Raw genomic sequence first — 16,579 nt, 5'->3', positions numbered from 1 at the left:
TTTTTTCTTGTGCATGAATGGACATGCAATCTCATATAGTGTGAAAAAAGGATGAGGGCTTGTTTAAAAAATGGAAATGGTTGGTCACGATACTGCTTGTGGCTGCAATTATGCTTGTAATACGTTTAGAGGATCAAGGTGTATTGGAAACACCTGTGAGAAAACTTGTTACAACATCAGCAGATTTAACCTACTTAAGTGAGCTCGGGCAAAGTTGGCTAAATAAAGAAGATACAACAATTTTAGTTTCGAGTGATGTTGGGCAAACTGAACTATTATCATTTGCCAATGCGCAAGTTTTTAAGGAAGGTTTTTTATTGCAATATGACATGGGCCTGCCGGTTTATGCTGGAAAGAATGGTCTTGTCGTTTTTACCGGCCATACTAAATATACCGGTAAAACAATGACAATAAGCTATGACGATGGTACAACAGTATCCTATGGGATGCTGGATAGTTTAGCACAACTTCCATATACAACGGTGCAGGCAAACGATTTAATCGGCATGAAAGAGGCGGGACAACTCTATATTTCGATTGAAAAAGATAAAACACAATATAGCTTAGAGCAGATTGTACAATGGCTTGAAACAGCGGCGTCCAATGAAAATTAAACTGCATCTTCTATGTATCCCTCTCGTATTTTTAATGATTTTTACTGGTCAAATTGCTTATTACGCCATTATTTTATCTTCGTTATTATGGCATGAAGCTGGTCATTTGTTAACGGCAATGCTTTGTGGTGTTAAGGTGAAATCATGCGTTATTACACCTTACGGAGGGGAAATAGAATTTGAAAATCCAGCGGTTGTGCCTGCAACGTCACTCCTTTGGATTGCCTTAGGGGGACCAATCGCTACAATATTGGGGATTGGCCTCGCTTTTTTTATGCCAGAACTGCTTGCTACTAAATTTATTAATGTGCAACTTGTGCTATTAGCAATCAATGTTTTACCGATTATTCCGTTGGACGGTGGTAGAATATTTTTAGCATGCTTATTTTTATTCACTCCAAGTGTTCGTGCGTTTGAATATTATTACTGGTTTTCTCTTATAATCGCCTTTATACTATTCATGGTAACTTTATGTTACCTCCCACAATCTATTTTTTTAGCAATTTTATGTTTATTTATATGGCTTCAAGCGTTAAAGGAATGGAAGTATCGAAAATATCGTTTAGCATTCGAGAAATATGTAATGAATAGATTGACTTAAAAAAAATCTTGTGGTAATATTTTAATGTTATTGTTTGTAGCACCTGTGCTACTGCAACCGCACTGGAAAGGTTTAAGTATCCTAGGATCACCTTTATAAACAGGCGAGTCTGAGTCTAAGAGGAGGTGCAGTAAAATGTACGCAATTATTGAAACTGGTGGTAAACAAATCAAAGTAGAAGCTGGTCAAGAAATCTATATTGAAAAATTAGGTGTAGAAGCTGACGAGGTTGTAACTTTCGATAAAGTTTTATTCGTTGGTGGCGAAAACGTTAAAGTTGGAGCTCCATTCGTAGAAGGCGCTACTGTAACAGCTAAAGTTGTTAAAGAAGGCCGTGCGAAAAAAATCGTTGTTTTCAAATTGAAAGCTAAAAAGAACTACCGTCGTAAACAAGGTCACCGTCAACCTTACACAAAATTAGTTGTTGAAGCTATCAACGCTTAATTGTGAGGTGTAGCGAATGATACAAGTTACGATTCATCACGATGAAAATAGACATGTGTCAGCATTTGAATTTTCAGGACATGCAGAATACGATGAATCTGGTAAGGATTTAGTATGTGCTGGAGCATCTACAATTGCCATTGGTACAGTAAATGCTATTTATGCACTATTACAATTACAGCCAGAAATCGAACAAGCTGCTGAAGGTGGAGGCTATCTTAAGGTAAACTTACCATCAGAATTAGAGCCTGAGATTGATGCGAAACTACAGTTAATTGTCCAAGTAATGACTGCCCAAGTGTATTCGATGGTGCAAAATTACGGACAATACATCCAAATCAACTACAACCAAGTAGGAGGTGGAACGGAATGAAATTATTATTAACTTTAGACTTACAATTTTTCGCATCGAAAAAAGGTGTAGGTTCTACTAAAAACGGACGTGACTCTGAGTCAAAACGCCTTGGTGCTAAACGTGCTGATGGCCAATTCGTAACTGGTGGTTCAATTCTTTACCGTCAACGCGGTACAAAAATTTACCCTGGTACAAACGTAGGTCGTGGTGGTGACGATACACTATTTGCTAAAGTTGACGGCGTTGTTAAATTCGAACGCTTAGGTCGCGATCGCAAACAAGTATCTGTATACCCAGCATCACAAGAAGCTTAATCTTTTAAAAAGATAACATAAAGCGGAGGACTGCATTTATTGCAGTCCTTTTTTTGGCTAAATTTCAATTTCTTTCAGCAAAATGTTTTATGTAACGTAAGTGAAACGTCAGTTACAAATGGTTTTGGTAGCGAAAGCAAAGCGTCAGCTACAAGTGTTTTCGTAGCGAAAGTGAAGAGACAGAAACACGGTTTTATCTGTGCGAAAGCGAAGCGACAGCAACAAGGTTTTATCTGTGCGAAAGCGAAGCGACAGCAACAAGGTTTTATCTGTGCGAAAGCGAAGCGACAGCAACAATTATGCCTCGGCATAATTGATTGAAGAATTAAGGGAAAAATACAGCAAAACTTGTTATACTAGTAAGGATAACTTTATTGGAGTGAATGGGATGAACAATCAATCACTAACCATTAGTGAAGTAATACGTTTTGCAAATCATGATTATGTGAATCAGCTTCAGCTTATTCGCATGAATTTAGATTTAGGTAGAATTGATGAATCAAAAAAACTTATTCAAAATTATTCAGAACAATTACAAGTACTTTCTATCCTTAATCGTCTACAATTACCGCAAACAATCGAATGGCTGCAAACAGCAGGTTGGCGCTATCCTTCATTACCAATGAAGCTTAGCGGTGACATAAAAATGTCTGTCACAAATACAGTTGATTCGGAAGTTGTAGATTACTTAAACAAAACAGTTATGCATGTTTATGATACATTAGATCCATTTACAGAGCAGAGATTAGTGCTCGATGTACGTGTTGACGATCATACATTTGCCGTGACATTCACGTTAAATGGGCTATGGAGTGCTGATGCATTCACCGAAAAAGGTTTGAAACAATTAGACATTCAAACAGTGGAAGAGACAAATGCGTCTTGGATATATGTATTGAGTGCAAGCAGGGAGTGAATTAAATGTTTGTCGATCACGTCAAGATTTATGTAAAAGGTGGCGACGGTGGGGATGGAATGGTAGCCTTCCGTCGTGAAAAATTTGTACCGAATGGTGGTCCAGCTGGTGGCGATGGTGGTCACGGCGGGAATGTTGTCTTTCAAGTTGAAGAAGGTCTGCGAACGTTAATGGATTTCCGCTACAAACGCCACTTCAAGGCTGACCGTGGTGAGCATGGTATGAGTAAAGGGATGCATGGTAAACGTGCAGATGATTTAATCGTTAAAGTACCACCGGGCACGGTTGTAATGAACGAAGAAACAGGCGTTGTTATTGCGGATTTAGTCGAGCATGGTCAACAAGCGATTATCGCAAAAGCTGGTCGCGGTGGCCGCGGGAATTCCCGCTTTGCAACACCAGCCAATCCTGCTCCAGAACTTTCTGAAAAAGGTGAGCCAGGACAAGAATTAAATGTTATATTAGAGTTGAAAGTACTAGCAGATGTAGGATTAGTTGGCTTCCCAAGTGTAGGTAAATCAACATTATTATCTGTTGTTTCTGCGGCAAAGCCAAAAATAGGTGCTTATCATTTCACTACAATCGTACCGAACTTAGGAATGGTTGAAACGGATGATCATCGTAGCTTTGCAATGGCAGATTTACCAGGTTTAATCGAAGGTGCGCACGAAGGTGTTGGTCTAGGTCACCAATTCCTCCGTCATATTGAACGTACACGTGTTATCGTACATGTAATTGATATGTCGGGTATGGAAGGGCGCAATCCTTATGAAGATTACTTAACAATCAATGATGAGCTAAAACAATATAATCTTCGTTTAACAGAACGTCCACAAATTATTGTGGCAAATAAAATGGACATGCCAGATGCAGAGGAAAACTTAGAAATTTTCCGTGAAAAAGTGGGCGAAGATGCGAAAATCTTCCCAGTATCAGCGGTTTCTCGCCAAGGTTTAAAGCCGGTATTATTTGAAATTGCCGACTTACTGGAAGTGACTCCTGAATTCCCATTATTCGACGATCTAGATGAAGAATCAGATGCAACGGTACTTTACAAACACCAATCTGAAGCAGATTCAATCGAAATCTCTCGTGATCCTGATGGTACATTCATTCTTGGTGGATATGCGATTGAGCGTATCTTCAAAATGACAGACTTCAGCCGCGAGGACGGTGTACGTCGTTTTGCACGCCAATTACGTGGTATGGGCGTCGATGAAGCATTACGTGAACGTGGTGCACAAAATGGTGATATTGTACGCTTATTGGAATTCGAATTTGAATTTGTCGACTAAGAATAGGTTTTAGGGGGAAGCGTATGAAGAATGTTGCGAATCAGCGATATTATTTAGTTCGTGAAGATGTTTTAACGGATGCTATGCAAAAAACTTTGGAGGCGAAACACTTACTTTCAAGTGGTTCGGTATCTTCCATTTGGGATGCGGTAAAGCAGGTGGATTTATCGCGTAGTGCGTTTTACAAATATCGGGATGCTGTATTTCCTTTTCATTCAATTGTGCAGGAACGCATTTTAACAGTCTTTTTACAGCTTCAGGACCGTAAAGGAACACTTGCAAAGCTTTTAGAAACAGTGACAATTACGCATTGCAATGTACTGACTATCCATCAAACAATACCGATTCAAGGACGTGCGAATGTTACATTATCGTTAGATGTCACTAGTATGACATGTGAACTGGATGATTTAATACAGCAACTTAAACGTTTAGATTTTGTAGAGTCAGCGGAAGTAATTAGTTCTGGTGCATTGTAATGACTGACAGCAAGTTTGAATTTTTGACAGAATGTAAATAAGCTCAAAAGGAGCAGTCCCATGTGATGAAATGATCACTTCATGGGACAGCTCCTTATTCTATAACAAAAAATAAAGACTATCACAAAAAATTCTATAATTTGATTTAAGAGGTGCGGCAATCGCCGGAGCATTTTGGAAAGCTTCACATTATGCCTTTGCCTAACATTTGATGTAGAAATATAAAGTGAATTTCACGGATTGAAAATTCCGAATTTTTTCATTAGTGAAATTTAGGGAGAAGTTGAGACTGCGCGACTCCTTGGGGATCAGCAATAGAGGAACGAAGGCTAAGAACATCACGTCCTGTGATAACGCCTTCGTGACCAACATCCTGCTGCTGACGCTTCGTTAGCACTACGCTTTCGCGCAAAAAACATCTGTTGCCCCAAGCGGCTCATCGGAGCTCTGCTCTGTGCGAAAGCGAAGCGACAGCAACAACAAAGCGCGCAGTCGGCACGGAAATCAACCCCACGTTATGGTGATGAGCCATTTAAATATAAAATCAAAAGCTACAAGTTGTAGTTAAGGAGGTACATGTAATGACAGAGCAACAATGGGAAAAACGAATAGGATATTTAGGACCTGAGGCATCATTTACATACTTAGCAACAAAGGCAACCTTTCCGAATGAGTGGCTTGTCCCTTGTTCTACAATTCCAGAATGTATTGAAGCGGTAGCAAAGGGGAAGGTAGATTTAGCAGTTGTACCACTGGAAAATGCTTTAGAAGGATCTGTATCGTTAACGCTTGATTATTTATTTCATGAGGCGACCTTATATGTTACAGGTGAGCTTCAGTTAAAAATACAGCAGCATTTAATGGTAAATAAAGAGCAGAAGGACAATTGGGAGTCAATCGTAGGAGTTTATTCACATCCACATGCTCTAGCCCAATGTCATAAATATTTATTTTATCGCTTCAGCCATGCTCCGTTACATCAAACAACATCAACAGCAGCAGCGGCAAAATTTGTATCCGAAAATCCAAACGAGTGCATTGCGGCAGTTGGAAATGCAGCGGCGGCAGTTAAATATGGCTTAGAAATCGTTCAACCTGATATTCATGATTTCCATTTTAACCATACACGCTTCTTCGTATTATCAAAGCAAAATAGACGATTGCCGCAAGAATTATCTGATGGACAAGCGAAGACAACTTTCATGATTACATTACCAACGGACCGTTCAGGGGCATTACATCAAGTATTATCAGTATTTGCATGGCGACAATTAAATTTAAGTAAAATCGAATCACGACCATTAAAAACAGGCTTAGGTGATTATTTCTTTATGATTGATGTTTTAGCAGATGAAAAGGAGCCTATGATGCGTGGAGCTATGGAAGAACTAGCTGCACTTGGTTGCAAGGTGAAATCACTTGGTACATACTTTACTTATCGAACATCAGACGAGTAATCAATTTCGTCTTGACGAGGAGGAATCAGTATGGGCGGCATTATATTATTTGACGGAGTGTGCAATTTTTGTGATAGCAGTGTGCAATTTATTATCAAATATGATCAAGCAGCGTATTTTCAATTCGCGTCCATTCAAAGTGAAGCTGGGCAGGCATTACTTGCACAATACGAAGTACCAGAAAATATTGATAGTGTCATATTAATTGAACAGGGAAAGGTATATTTTGAATCCACGGCAGCACTTAAAATCTGTAGGAGATTAGATAGTTTTTGGCCTGTTTGTTATATTTTGATCATGATTCCTCCATCTATACGAAATACAATGTATCGGTTATTTGCAAAAAATAGATATCGTCTTTTTGGACGAAAAGAAGTATGTTTATTGCCAACACCTTCACAACGAAATAGATTTCTCTAGCTTTGAAGCTATCCAATTAAAGTGGATAGCTCATAGTATTGAAAAACAAAATGGCCAAGAAATTCTTTGTGAATGTTGGAGCTTTAAATGAGGATGATTTCCGTTTCATGCTACTCACTTCCTGTTTCAGCGGACGGAAATCCCCCCTCATTTTGCCGCAGAGCCATACTTTAATATCTTAATTTCATTGACATACAAAAGAGCTATCCAAGTGGATAGCTCTTTTGGTTGAAATTGCAATAGTAAGTTCAATATGAATATGGAACAAATGAAATAAGCTTCATAAAAATTAAATGATAATTCAAGTTAATCATTTAAATTCAATAAAAATTTGTTACATTATTGATCTACAACTAAATAGCTCTTTTTTTGCAAAGTAAGTTCAATTAAATCTAAAATGTCAACAGAAGGAGCAGAAATAACATGAAGATGTGTACCACCTGTTAGTTCGGATAAATAACTTGCCTGTGTTTCATTGACGCGTTGAATAAATTTTTTTACCTCATGACGGTTAGAAACCATAATGGATGCGGTAATTTCCCCGTAAATTGGGTGTTCAACGATAACATTTTTTACTGTACCACCGCAATCAACTATTGTTATAAGTTCATCTTCTGCATCCTCAGCAGAGTGGAAGCAAGGAATTGTACGTTCAACAGTTTGTTGTAATTGTTCCTGATGCATATAAAGATATCCTTGGCTAGTTGCAATAATAGGTTCATTTCTAGCCTTTAATAATGTCATATCATTGACAATGACTTGTCTAGAAACATTAGCGAATTTAGCTAGGTCCGTCCCCGTTATAGGTGCTGTACTTTTTTTAAGTTGTGCTAGGAGTTGCAGTCGGCGTTCTTCGCCTAACATTTTTTTCATAAGAGATCACCTCTGCTTGTAATAAAGGAAGCAGTTTTCCTTAAAACTAGTGTACCATGAAGCATTTCCAACATGCGTGAAATTTTTGTATCCAAATGAAACATTGAACATATGATACGAAGAGAGGAAGGGAGGAAAAAATTGCGTATTCATATTGTCCAAAAGGGAGACACGTTGTGGAAGATTGCGAAAGAGTACGGAATTTCGTTTGAAGATTTAAAGCGGCTTAATGCCCATCTTGCTAATCCAGATTATATTGTACCGGGCATGGAAATTATCCTACCTGAAAAAATACACAAAGAACCACATAGAGAACATCATCGAGAAACAGATTGGGGAATGCATAGAGAGGGGGGACATAGAGAATCCCATAAAGAGGGGCATAAGGAGCACATGCATAAAGAACATATGCACAAGGAGTCACCTACAAGGCACGTTAAAGAAAAAGAGGTTCAAAGACCAACGCCACCACCAATTGTTGTACCACCACCACCAATGCCAGAACCGCAGATGATTCCAATTCCTTATCCAATGCCAATGCCGATGCCTCAGCCAGCGCCTGTTGAGCTTAGCTGGAATCAAAACGTTGTCATGCCAAGTGTAGAACAAACTGTATCTCCAATTCAAATTCAACCACCACCACAGCCTGTAGCCCAACCGATGGCGCAACCACCAGCACCAATGCCACAACCGATTTTTATCATGCCACAAATGCCACAAATGCCAGCAGTACCACATTGTGCAAGCTGCCATCAGCCAGTGCATCATCATATGTATTGGCCGATGCCAATGCCAATGCCAATGCCAATGGAACCGCAAGTTGAGGCTTATACAATGCCAGAGCAACCATCATGTGAAATGGGTTGTGAAAAAGTTGCTGGGGCGGAGGAGTTCTTAGAATCTAGTACATCTCCATTCTTCCCTATGAATCCAGAATATCAGCCAATGCCGGAAATGATGCCGGAAATGGAACAGCCATGTGGTTGTCACGCACAACCAGTCATGATGCCGACTTGGCAAATGGACCCATGTTGTTGTCCGCCGCCATGTCCACCACCATGCCCAATGCCGTGTCCTTCACATTGCCATATGCCACATGCTTCGGTAGGACCATGGATGTCACCGCACTTTTCTCCAGGCGGGATGACGCCTTATCGATGGTGAAAAAGCGTATATTATCGAAGAAGTAAAGCCTAATATTTGGAAGTATAAATATCAATCCAAAAATTATTTTGTGAAACGAGCAAAGCAGATAGAAATAGCAGAAAAGGTAAGGGTTATTCATCGCCGACTTGGACATCTGGAGCCCTCGTTGATCTTACCTTTAATGAAAAGTGAAGATGAGTATTTAATCGTGCAAGATTGGCAAGAAGGAAGTCATAGTGCTAATTTTGCATATAAAAAGGATCGAAAGGAATCACTAAAGCTATTAAATACATTACATGATACAAATAAAAAAATTGCTTGGCAGCGGGTGCCAGGTTTGCACACCTATTCACAGCTTTTAAAATGGCAAATGCGCCATATGCGTTTTAAAAGCAGATGGAATGAATTTCGTGCATTTTTAACAAAGGAAGAAATCAATCAAATTTTACATTATAGTGAGAAATCGTTACAGCTAATCGCTCAGGAAGATGTACCTGAAAAAGAAACAACGCTTTTACATGGAGATGTCGTCCATCATAATTTTTTATGGTGCTCAGATGGGGAATTACGTTTAATTGATTTTGATTTGGCTCACCTTGGGGAAGCAGATGATGAATACATTTTATGGTTACATCGTGTATTGCCTGCCGTAGATTATGACCTTGGTAAAATATTTGCTGAGCTACCAGAGTTGAAACGATTAGATAAAAGAAAGCTACATCGTTTAAAATATCCAAATGAGCTATTACGTGAATGGCTTTTTGCAGCGGATTTACCATTAAATCAACAGCTGGTATTTTTAGATTATTTAGTGCCATTTACAAAACGGGCTCTCACATATTGGCCAAAACTGTGGTACGATATTGATAAAATGATAAAGAAATGACCGTCTTTTGGCGGTCATTTTTGTATGTGAACGACTACTTGTGTTATTTTTTATAGTCGAGCATTCGTTCGTAATATGCTATAATCGAAGACGATGATTGTGAGGGATTATAGAATGTATGATTATTTAAAAGGACAAGTAAAGCGTATAACTCCGGAGTATATCGTCCTTGAACAGCAAGGGATTGGCTGGCAGCTTAATACACCAAATCCATTTGCGTTCCGGACATCGGCCCTTGAACAACAAATTTTTGTTCACTTGCATGTACGTGAGGATGCACAAGTGTTATATGGCTTTCCAAGTTTAGACCAACGAGAGCTGTTTCGTAAACTTATTTTAGTATCAGGAATTGGACCGAAGGGTGCACTTGCTATTTTAGCTACTGGGAATCCGCAACAGGTTATCAGTGCCATTGAACGAGAAGATGAATCGTTTTTAGTAAAGTTTCCTGGTGTGGGTAAGAAAACGGCACGTCAAATGATTCTAGATTTAAAAGGTAAACTTGGCGGATTGTTGGAGACAATTGAGCTGCCAAGTACAGAAGATGAGCTACCGTTATTTGGTGTGAATCCATATAAACATGAGCTTGAAGAAGCTATTCTTGCCTTAATGGCACTTGGTTATTCTGAAAAAGAATTGGAAAAAATACGTCCACAGCTCGAAGAAAACGACAAGCTTGAAACAACAGATGCATTTATGAAACAAGCTTTACAATTGCTATTAAAGTTAAAATAGTGAAAGGGGGGGAAGTACATGTCTGAACGTATGATTGCTAGTGAGGCAGGTAGCTATGATGAACAGTTTGAATTATCTTTACGGCCACAAAGATTAGCACAATACATTGGTCAACATAAGGTAAAGGAGAATTTACAAATTTTCATTGAAGCGGCAAAGCTTCGTCAGGAAAGTTTAGATCATGTGCTGTTATATGGACCGCCTGGACTTGGTAAAACTACATTAGCTGCTGTTATTGCTAATGAAATGAATGTCAATGTGCGCATGACTAGCGGCCCTGCGATTGAACGCCCTGGAGATTTAGCAGCTATTTTAAGCTCACTGGAACCAGGGGATGTGCTATTTATCGATGAAATACATCGCCTGCCTCGTGCAATAGAAGAGGTGCTTTATCCTGCGATGGAGGATTTTTGTTTAGATATTGTCGTTGGTAAGGGCCCTGAAGCGCGTTCTGTACGACTAGATTTACCGCCATTTACACTCGTTGGTGCCACAACAAGAGCTGGCGCATTATCAGCACCTTTAAGGGATCGCTTTGGCGTGTTATTGAGGTTGGAGTATTATGATAATACGTCACTTGCAGAAATTGTTGTACGTAGTGCGCATTTATTTGATGTTGAGATTGAGCAAGTAGCAGCACTTGAAATGGCGACACGCTCACGTGGTACACCCCGTATTGCTAACCGTTTGCTAAAACGAGTGCGAGATTATGCACAGGTGATCGGAGATGGTATGATAACGGAGGGACTTGCTAAGCAAGCGCTTGAGCTATTACAAGTCGATCCTAGAGGACTTGACCATATTGACCATAAACTTGTGACCAATATGATTGAGCGCTTCCGTGGTGGCCCTGTAGGCTTAGATACGCTGGCAGCATCTATAGGCGAGGAACGCGTAACGATTGAAGATGTATATGAGCCATATTTGATGCAAATTGGCTTTATACAACGTACGCCACGTGGACGTGTGGCAACACATTCAGCCTACGAACATTTTGGATATGAGTATCCCCAACAAACCTAGAAGAAGGAAGTATTTTCATGCGTGTAGAAGATTTTGATTTTGAATTGCCAGAAGAGCTTATTGCACAAACACCACTTTTGGACCGAACAGCTAGTCGTTTAATGGTAGTGACGCCAGGCTCACAAAATGTAGAGCATCATCATTTTGCTCATATTTTAGATGAGCTACAAGCGGGAGACTGCCTTGTGTTAAATGATACAAGAGTCTTACCAGCGCGTTTAATGGGCGTTAAAGAAGAAACTGGTGCTCATATAGAAGTACTGCTATTAAAGCAAATGGCAGGTACGGATGAATGGGAAACACTTGTTAAACCAGCTAAACGTGTAAAAGTCGGCACAGTTGTAACATTTGGAGATGGCTTACTGACAGCTACTTGTACAGGAGAGCTTGATCATGGTGGGCGTACATTTGAGTTTAAATATAATGGGATTTTTTATGAAATTTTAGAGCAACTTGGTGAGATGCCACTACCTCCATATATTCGTGAAAAATTAGAGGACAAGGATCGTTACCAAACCGTTTATGCAAAAGAGCGTGGCTCAGCTGCAGCACCGACTGCTGGCTTGCATTTTACAGAAGAATTACTTGAGCAAGTAAAAGCAAAAGGGGTCGAAGTTGTATTTATCACTTTACATGTGGGACTTGGAACTTTCCGTCCTGTAAGTGTAGATTCAATTGAAAATCACGAAATGCATTCAGAATTTTATAGTGTAACGGAAGAAACCGCATCTATCATAAATAGAGTGAAGAGTAATGGTGGAAAAGTGATTGCAGTTGGTACAACCTCTACACGTACATTAGAAACTATCGGCTCTAAATATGAAGGCGAAGTGCGAGCAGAACAAGGTTGGACGTCTATTTTCATTTATCCGGGATATGAATTTACTGTTGTAGATGGTTTAATCACAAACTTCCATTTACCAAAGTCTACCCTAGTAATGCTTGTTAGTACGCTTGCAACAAAAGAAACAATTTTAAGTGCATATCATCAAGCTGTAGAAGAAAAATATCGTTTCTTTAGCTTTGGTGATGCTATGTTTATTCGTCCAAAAGGAGAATAAAGATAAAAATCGGAGTACTGTTTTTACTTTAGATAAGAGAGGGATTTTTATAATATGACACAACCAGCAATTCGTTATGAGCTACTTCATACTTGTAAGCAAACAGGAGCACGCCTTGGCATCGTCCATACACCACATGGCTCTTTTGAAACGCCAGCTTTTATGCCTGTTGGTACACAAGCAACTGTTAAAACAATGTCACCTGAGGAATTAAAGGACATGAATGCAGGTATTATTCTGTCAAATACGTATCATTTATGGCTACGACCAGGTAATGATATTGTTAAAGAAGCAGGTGGCTTGCATAAATTTATGAACTGGGATCGCCCGATTCTAACAGATTCAGGTGGTTTCCAAGTATTCTCACTTAGTCAATTCCGTAAAATCGAAGAAGAAGGGGTTCATTTCCGCAATCACTTGAATGGGGACAAATTGTTTTTAAGTCCAGAAAAGGCGATGGAAATTCAAAATGATTTAGGCTCAGATATTATGATGGCTTTTGATGAATGTCCACCTTACCCTGCGACATATGACTATATGCTGCAATCGGTAGACCGTACAACTCGTTGGGCTAAACGTTGTAAAGAGGCACATAAACGTCCAGAAGACCAAGGTCTATTCGGTATCATTCAAGGGGGAGAATACGAGGAGTTACGCCGTCGTTCTGCAGAAGCATTAGTAGAGCTAGATTTCCCTGGTTATGCAATTGGAGGACTATCTGTTGGTGAGCCTAAGGATGTTATGAACCGAGTGTTAGAGTTTACAACACCATTAATGCCAACGAATAAACCACGTTATTTAATGGGTGTCGGTTCACCTGACTCATTAATTGATGGTGCTATTCGTGGTATTGATATGTTTGACTGTGTATTACCAACACGTATTGCCCGTAATGGCACATTAATGACATCTGAAGGTCGTTTAGTTGTTAAAAATGCAAAATATGCACGTGATTTCGGACCAATTGATCCGAATTGTGATTGCTATACATGTAAAAACTATTCACGCGCCTATATCCGCCATCTAATTCGTACGGAAGAAACGTTTGGTATCCGTTTAACGACTTACCATAACTTACACTTCCTATTGAAGCTAATGGAACAAGTACGTGAGGCAATACGCGAGGACCGTCTTGGTGATTTCCGAGAAGAATTTTTCGAGAAATATGGCTTTAATGGACCAAACGCAAAGAACTTCTAATATTTAGTAAAAAAATCATGTAAATTTGTGTGAAATGTGAATATTTCTAGCAAAAAAATGTCTATCTTAGAAAAAATATTAGTAATATAGAAAAAAAATGGGCTTGTCCGTCGCTTTTTTAGGGTGGAATAGTCTATACTAAAAAAGTGAGAATTAGAAAGGGGGCAAGAATGATGGAACAATATTCTGGCTTAATCATGATTTTAATCATGTTCGTTGCAATGTGGTTTATTTTAATCCGCCCTGCCAAAAAGAGACAGCAGGAAACACAAAATATGCAGGGTAATTTGCAACGTGGAGATAAAGTTATTACAATCGGTGGTTTACATGGTGAGATTGACTCAATTGAGGACACAACTATAACATTAAAAATCGCAGACAATGTGCGCGTAAAATTTGATCGTCAGGCAATCGGACGAGTTAACAATGACTAAAATTGATTTTAAAGGCGTTGTCCAACATTAGTGGACAACGCCTTACACCATATAAATAGCTTTGTCAAAATGCAGAATTCATTTTTGACAAGGCTTTTTTTGTATAAAAAGTAACGTACACGGTCACCTTATATTATGGGGGTGACTGTATGGAAGAATATTTAACGATTATTTTTAGAACATGCTTTTTATATGTGTTTATCCTAATAATTTTTCGTTTAATGGGTAAACGTGAGGTCGGCGAATTATCTGTAATAGATTTAGTTGTATCCATTTTAATGGCTGAGGTTGCTGCGTTTGCACTTGATGATTTCGAAAGTCCTTTATTTAGTGTGATTTTACCAATCATCATATTGTTTTTCATACAAATAACAACTGCATATATTTCACTCAAAAGTAAAAAATTCCGTGATCTAGTTGATGGTGATCCAGTATTACTGATAAGAGATGGTGTCATTTTAGAAAGTGAAATGCGCAAGCAACGCTATAATTTAGATGATTTGTGTCAACAATTACGCGAAAACGGAAATGCTTCCGTTACAGATATTGCTTATGCTTATCTAGAGCCCTCGGGCAATCTGTCTGTATACCAAAAAGATGAAAAGGCATTTGTTTACCCACTGATTATCGACGGTGATATTCAGGATAGGCATTTACAGGTCTTGCATAAAGATACTGATTGGTTAATAGCAGAGCTTGCTAAAAATAATATTACGGATAGTAACATAGTATTTTTTTGTGTTTGGGAAGAAGATCGGCTTCATATCCAGCTGAAAGAATCTTAAACTTTCTTGGCCAGCTTACGAAGGTAGCGCAAATCAGTTATGCGCAACTGATTGGTAAATAATAAGAAAGTAAATAGTAAAAACAACGTTACACAGCTACTTAAAATAAAAGGCAGTGGCATTATTTGCATCAGGAAATACTGAGTAACACAAACAGCAATAAAGCAGCTATATGGCACGACAAACATTCTAAAGCCAGCACGTAAATTTTTGCGCTGTCTTACTGTTGCGATATGCAAAAATGAAGTTAATAAAACGCCAAAGCCAATTGCTACAACGGCACCTTTTTCCTGTATCCCAGGCTGAGAAGCAAGTACGAACATGACAAAGAGTTTACCAAGACCACCATAAATGGAGTTCATCATTGCTGCACGAGCCTCACCGATTGCTTGTAATATAGAGTGCAATGGACTTTGTATATAATAAAAATAAAAAATAGGGGCCAATATTTTCACATATCCACGATTTTCTTGTAAGTGAAAGAGCTTCATAGCTAAGTCGTCTCCATGAACGAAAAAGTACGTAGCAGCAACACAGCCCACTAATGATGAAAGTCGCAATGATACAGAAATACGTTCCTGTAGGAGCGGTATGTGCTGACGTGCAACGGCATCACTAACAGCTGGTATAAGAACGATCGAAAGTGCTGCAGACACAAAAGCCGGGAATAATAATAGGGGGACTAGTACACCTGAAATAACCCCATATAAAATTGTTGCAGCGGAGGCTGTTAATCCTGCCATTGTTAAAGCCTTTAAAAAAATGATAGGCTCTAAAAACCAAGTAAAAGATCCAAATAGCTTGCTTCCTGCAGAAGGAAGGGCAATCCGTAACATCGGAGAGGAAGGATAAGCCTCAATTTTGTTTTTTTGTGTCAATAATTTTTTCTTTGAGACAATATAATGCATCCACAAATACAAGAAAGCAACGACTTCAGCTAGAAGCGTAATACCCATAGCAGAGGCTGCTGTAACGGCAGCGTTATCATAGGCAGCCACAAAAGGCAGTGTAAATGTGATGAAGGTAATGCGGATAATTTGCTCAATCATTTGAGCCCAAGCTGTTGGTGTAATTTTCGCAATACCCTGTAAATAAGCGCGCAATAAGCCAGAACCAACTGACACTGGTACAGCAAAGAGTGCAATCCAAAGCGTAATTGTTGTTTGTTCATTATGTAAAAGTGTAGTCGAGATATATGGTATAGTAAGTGCAACAATCGGCATAAAGATGATCATTCCAATAAATGACCAAAGTATAGCCGTACGCATAACACCATAGATGCCTTCGCGTTTGTTCTTTGCTAGTAACTCTGCTACAATTTTTGCCACAGCGATAGGTAGTCCAAGTTGAATGAGTGAGATGAAGAAAATGAACGCCGGATAGACGGTCATATAAATGCCGACTGCCTCTTCACCAGCGATACGCATAAATTGCATTCTATAAAAGAAGCCAAAGAGTTTTGATAAAAAAATCACGAACATTAAAAATAGTGTACCCCGTACAAAAGAACTCATGCCATCCGTCCCTTCTCAAGCCACAAA

The 16,579-nt window shown here is 39.1% G+C and carries 22 protein-coding genes and 1 other annotated feature; of the genes, 19 read left to right on the top strand and 3 right to left on the bottom strand.

The genetic code is table 11. The features are described from left to right. The first annotated feature begins 59 nt into the window (after positions 1-59). The 9 genes from ABH966_RS02400 to ABH966_RS02360 all read left to right on the top strand — a co-directional run bounded on the left by ABH966_RS02400 (position 60) and on the right by ABH966_RS02360 (position 5,018). Positions 60-614 (top strand): peptidoglycan DD-metalloendopeptidase family protein, encoded by a 555-nt coding sequence (locus tag ABH966_RS02400; protein ID WP_132356989.1) that lies wholly within the window; start codon positions 60-62, stop codon positions 612-614. Further along, positions 604-1,215 carry a zinc metalloprotease gene (locus ABH966_RS02395; RefSeq protein ID WP_370075429.1) on the top strand — a complete coding sequence of 204 codons (612 nt, stop codon included), beginning with the start codon at positions 604-606 and terminating at the stop codon, positions 1,213-1,215. Before ABH966_RS02400 ends, ABH966_RS02395 begins: the two co-directional genes overlap by 11 nt. A gap of 45 nt (positions 1,216-1,260) precedes the next feature. Then, positions 1,261-1,336: a sequence feature (ribosomal protein L21 leader region), on the top strand. Positions 1,337-1,350: 14 nt separating this feature from the next. Continuing rightward, a complete protein-coding gene (gene rplU / locus ABH966_RS02390; protein WP_323647589.1) occupies positions 1,351-1,659 on the top strand; it encodes a 50S ribosomal protein L21 in 309 nt (102 codons plus the stop codon). Between the two features lie 16 nt (positions 1,660-1,675). Next, the gene (locus tag ABH966_RS02385) at positions 1,676-2,032 is read left to right on the top strand and encodes a ribosomal-processing cysteine protease Prp (RefSeq protein WP_132356987.1); all 357 of its coding nucleotides are present in this window, start codon (positions 1,676-1,678) and stop codon (positions 2,030-2,032) included. Beyond that, positions 2,029-2,328: a 50S ribosomal protein L27 gene (gene rpmA / locus ABH966_RS02380; protein WP_132356986.1), complete on the top strand. Its 300-nt coding sequence runs from the start codon at positions 2,029-2,031 to the stop codon at positions 2,326-2,328. Before ABH966_RS02385 ends, rpmA begins: the two co-directional genes overlap by 4 nt. Before the next feature lie 39 nt (positions 2,329-2,367). Further along, a complete protein-coding gene (locus tag ABH966_RS02375) occupies positions 2,368-2,649 on the top strand; it encodes a hypothetical protein (protein WP_370075428.1) in 282 nt (93 codons plus the stop codon). Between the two features lie 67 nt (positions 2,650-2,716). Continuing rightward, positions 2,717-3,244: a Spo0B domain-containing protein gene (locus ABH966_RS02370; protein ID WP_370075427.1), complete on the top strand. Its 528-nt coding sequence runs from the start codon at positions 2,717-2,719 to the stop codon at positions 3,242-3,244. A gap of 5 nt (positions 3,245-3,249) precedes the next feature. Beyond that, a complete protein-coding gene (gene obgE, locus ABH966_RS02365) occupies positions 3,250-4,539 on the top strand; it encodes a GTPase ObgE (RefSeq protein WP_370075426.1) in 1,290 nt (429 codons plus the stop codon). A 23-nt stretch (positions 4,540-4,562) separates the two neighbouring features. Then, positions 4,563-5,018, top strand: coding sequence for an ACT domain-containing protein (locus tag ABH966_RS02360; RefSeq protein WP_053484814.1), 456 nt, complete (start codon positions 4,563-4,565; stop codon positions 5,016-5,018). Between the two features lie 262 nt (positions 5,019-5,280). On the opposite strand, the gene ABH966_RS02355 is transcribed toward ABH966_RS02360, so the two are convergent. Continuing rightward, positions 5,281-5,430 (bottom strand): hypothetical protein, encoded by a 150-nt coding sequence (locus tag ABH966_RS02355; RefSeq protein ID WP_370075425.1) that lies wholly within the window; start codon positions 5,428-5,430, stop codon positions 5,281-5,283. Between the two features lie 169 nt (positions 5,431-5,599). On the opposite strand from ABH966_RS02355, the gene pheA reads away from it, so the two are divergent. Next, positions 5,600-6,475, top strand: a complete 876-nt coding sequence (gene pheA, locus ABH966_RS02350) for a prephenate dehydratase (RefSeq protein ID WP_370075424.1) — start codon at positions 5,600-5,602, stop codon at positions 6,473-6,475. Between the two features lie 30 nt (positions 6,476-6,505). Beyond that, entirely contained in the window at positions 6,506-6,895 is a 390-nt protein-coding gene (locus tag ABH966_RS02345) for a thiol-disulfide oxidoreductase DCC family protein (protein ID WP_370075423.1), read from the top strand. A 339-nt stretch (positions 6,896-7,234) separates the two neighbouring features. Here ABH966_RS02345 and ABH966_RS02340 read toward each other — a convergent pair whose 3' ends face one another. Continuing rightward, positions 7,235-7,768 carry a transcription repressor NadR gene (locus tag ABH966_RS02340; protein ID WP_370075422.1) on the bottom strand — a complete coding sequence of 178 codons (534 nt, stop codon included), beginning with the start codon at positions 7,766-7,768 and terminating at the stop codon, positions 7,235-7,237. 141 nt (positions 7,769-7,909) lie between these two features. On the opposite strand from ABH966_RS02340, the gene ABH966_RS02335 reads away from it, so the two are divergent. From ABH966_RS02335 to ABH966_RS02300, 8 genes are all read left to right on the top strand, one after another. Next, complete coding sequence (locus ABH966_RS02335) at positions 7,910-8,932, top strand: LysM peptidoglycan-binding domain-containing protein (protein ID WP_370075421.1); 1,023 nt, start codon at positions 7,910-7,912, stop codon at positions 8,930-8,932. A gap of 70 nt (positions 8,933-9,002) precedes the next feature. Continuing rightward, a complete protein-coding gene (locus tag ABH966_RS02330) occupies positions 9,003-9,800 on the top strand; it encodes a phosphotransferase (RefSeq protein ID WP_370075420.1) in 798 nt (265 codons plus the stop codon). Positions 9,801-9,914: 114 nt separating this feature from the next. Further along, positions 9,915-10,535, top strand: coding sequence for a Holliday junction branch migration protein RuvA (gene ruvA / locus ABH966_RS02325; protein WP_370075419.1), 621 nt, complete (start codon positions 9,915-9,917; stop codon positions 10,533-10,535). Between the two features lie 18 nt (positions 10,536-10,553). Next, on the top strand, positions 10,554-11,558 hold the full coding sequence (ruvB, locus tag ABH966_RS02320) for a Holliday junction branch migration DNA helicase RuvB (protein ID WP_370075418.1): 1,005 nt from the start codon (positions 10,554-10,556) through the stop codon (positions 11,556-11,558). Positions 11,559-11,575: 17 nt separating this feature from the next. Next, positions 11,576-12,619, top strand: a complete 1,044-nt coding sequence (gene queA / locus ABH966_RS02315) for a tRNA preQ1(34) S-adenosylmethionine ribosyltransferase-isomerase QueA (RefSeq protein ID WP_370075417.1) — start codon at positions 11,576-11,578, stop codon at positions 12,617-12,619. Positions 12,620-12,673: 54 nt separating this feature from the next. Continuing rightward, positions 12,674-13,819: a tRNA guanosine(34) transglycosylase Tgt gene (tgt, locus tag ABH966_RS02310; RefSeq protein ID WP_370075416.1), complete on the top strand. Its 1,146-nt coding sequence runs from the start codon at positions 12,674-12,676 to the stop codon at positions 13,817-13,819. Positions 13,820-13,992: 173 nt separating this feature from the next. Then, positions 13,993-14,253: a preprotein translocase subunit YajC gene (gene yajC / locus ABH966_RS02305; RefSeq protein WP_370075823.1), complete on the top strand. Its 261-nt coding sequence runs from the start codon at positions 13,993-13,995 to the stop codon at positions 14,251-14,253. A 149-nt stretch (positions 14,254-14,402) separates the two neighbouring features. Then, entirely contained in the window at positions 14,403-15,038 is a 636-nt protein-coding gene (locus tag ABH966_RS02300; protein ID WP_370075415.1) for a DUF421 domain-containing protein, read from the top strand. Here ABH966_RS02300 and ABH966_RS02295 read toward each other — a convergent pair. Beyond that, on the bottom strand, positions 15,035-16,552 hold the full coding sequence (locus tag ABH966_RS02295; protein WP_370075414.1) for a putative polysaccharide biosynthesis protein: 1,518 nt from the start codon (positions 16,550-16,552) through the stop codon (positions 15,035-15,037). The two genes, ABH966_RS02300 and ABH966_RS02295, sit on opposite strands and share 4 nt — an antisense overlap. Positions 16,553-16,579: the final 27 nt, after the last annotated feature.

Origin of the sequence: Lysinibacillus sp. RC46 (assembly GCF_041262385.1) — a bacterium.
Taxonomy (GTDB): Bacteria; Bacillota; Bacilli; order Bacillales_A; family Planococcaceae; genus Lysinibacillus.
This window is presented reverse-complemented; position numbering and strand designations above follow the sequence as displayed.

What these genes read in the sequence shown, in the direction of transcription:
- ABH966_RS02395 (WP_370075429.1), top strand. Translation starts at nt 604, where the DNA reads ATGAAAATTAAACTGCATCTTCTATGTATCCCTCTCGTATTTTTAATG.
- rplU (WP_323647589.1), top strand. Translation starts at nt 1,351, where the DNA reads ATGTACGCAATTATTGAAACTGGTGGTAAACAAATCAAAGTAGAAGCT.
- ABH966_RS02385 (WP_132356987.1), top strand. Translation starts at nt 1,676, where the DNA reads ATGATACAAGTTACGATTCATCACGATGAAAATAGACATGTGTCAGCA.
- rpmA (WP_132356986.1), top strand. Translation starts at nt 2,029, where the DNA reads ATGAAATTATTATTAACTTTAGACTTACAATTTTTCGCATCGAAAAAA.
- ABH966_RS02370 (WP_370075427.1), top strand. Translation starts at nt 2,717, where the DNA reads ATGAACAATCAATCACTAACCATTAGTGAAGTAATACGTTTTGCAAAT.
- obgE (WP_370075426.1), top strand. Translation starts at nt 3,250, where the DNA reads ATGTTTGTCGATCACGTCAAGATTTATGTAAAAGGTGGCGACGGTGGG.
- ABH966_RS02360 (WP_053484814.1), top strand. Translation starts at nt 4,563, where the DNA reads ATGAAGAATGTTGCGAATCAGCGATATTATTTAGTTCGTGAAGATGTT.
- pheA (WP_370075424.1), top strand. Translation starts at nt 5,600, where the DNA reads ATGACAGAGCAACAATGGGAAAAACGAATAGGATATTTAGGACCTGAG.
- ABH966_RS02345 (WP_370075423.1), top strand. Translation starts at nt 6,506, where the DNA reads ATGGGCGGCATTATATTATTTGACGGAGTGTGCAATTTTTGTGATAGC.
- ABH966_RS02340 (WP_370075422.1), bottom strand. Translation starts at nt 7,768, where the DNA reads ATGAAAAAAATGTTAGGCGAAGAACGCCGACTGCAACTCCTAGCACAA.
- ruvA (WP_370075419.1), top strand. Translation starts at nt 9,915, where the DNA reads ATGTATGATTATTTAAAAGGACAAGTAAAGCGTATAACTCCGGAGTAT.
- ruvB (WP_370075418.1), top strand. Translation starts at nt 10,554, where the DNA reads ATGTCTGAACGTATGATTGCTAGTGAGGCAGGTAGCTATGATGAACAG.
- queA (WP_370075417.1), top strand. Translation starts at nt 11,576, where the DNA reads ATGCGTGTAGAAGATTTTGATTTTGAATTGCCAGAAGAGCTTATTGCA.
- tgt (WP_370075416.1), top strand. Translation starts at nt 12,674, where the DNA reads ATGACACAACCAGCAATTCGTTATGAGCTACTTCATACTTGTAAGCAA.
- yajC (WP_370075823.1), top strand. Translation starts at nt 13,993, where the DNA reads ATGGAACAATATTCTGGCTTAATCATGATTTTAATCATGTTCGTTGCA.
- ABH966_RS02300 (WP_370075415.1), top strand. Translation starts at nt 14,403, where the DNA reads ATGGAAGAATATTTAACGATTATTTTTAGAACATGCTTTTTATATGTG.
- ABH966_RS02295 (WP_370075414.1), bottom strand. Translation starts at nt 16,552, where the DNA reads ATGAGTTCTTTTGTACGGGGTACACTATTTTTAATGTTCGTGATTTTT.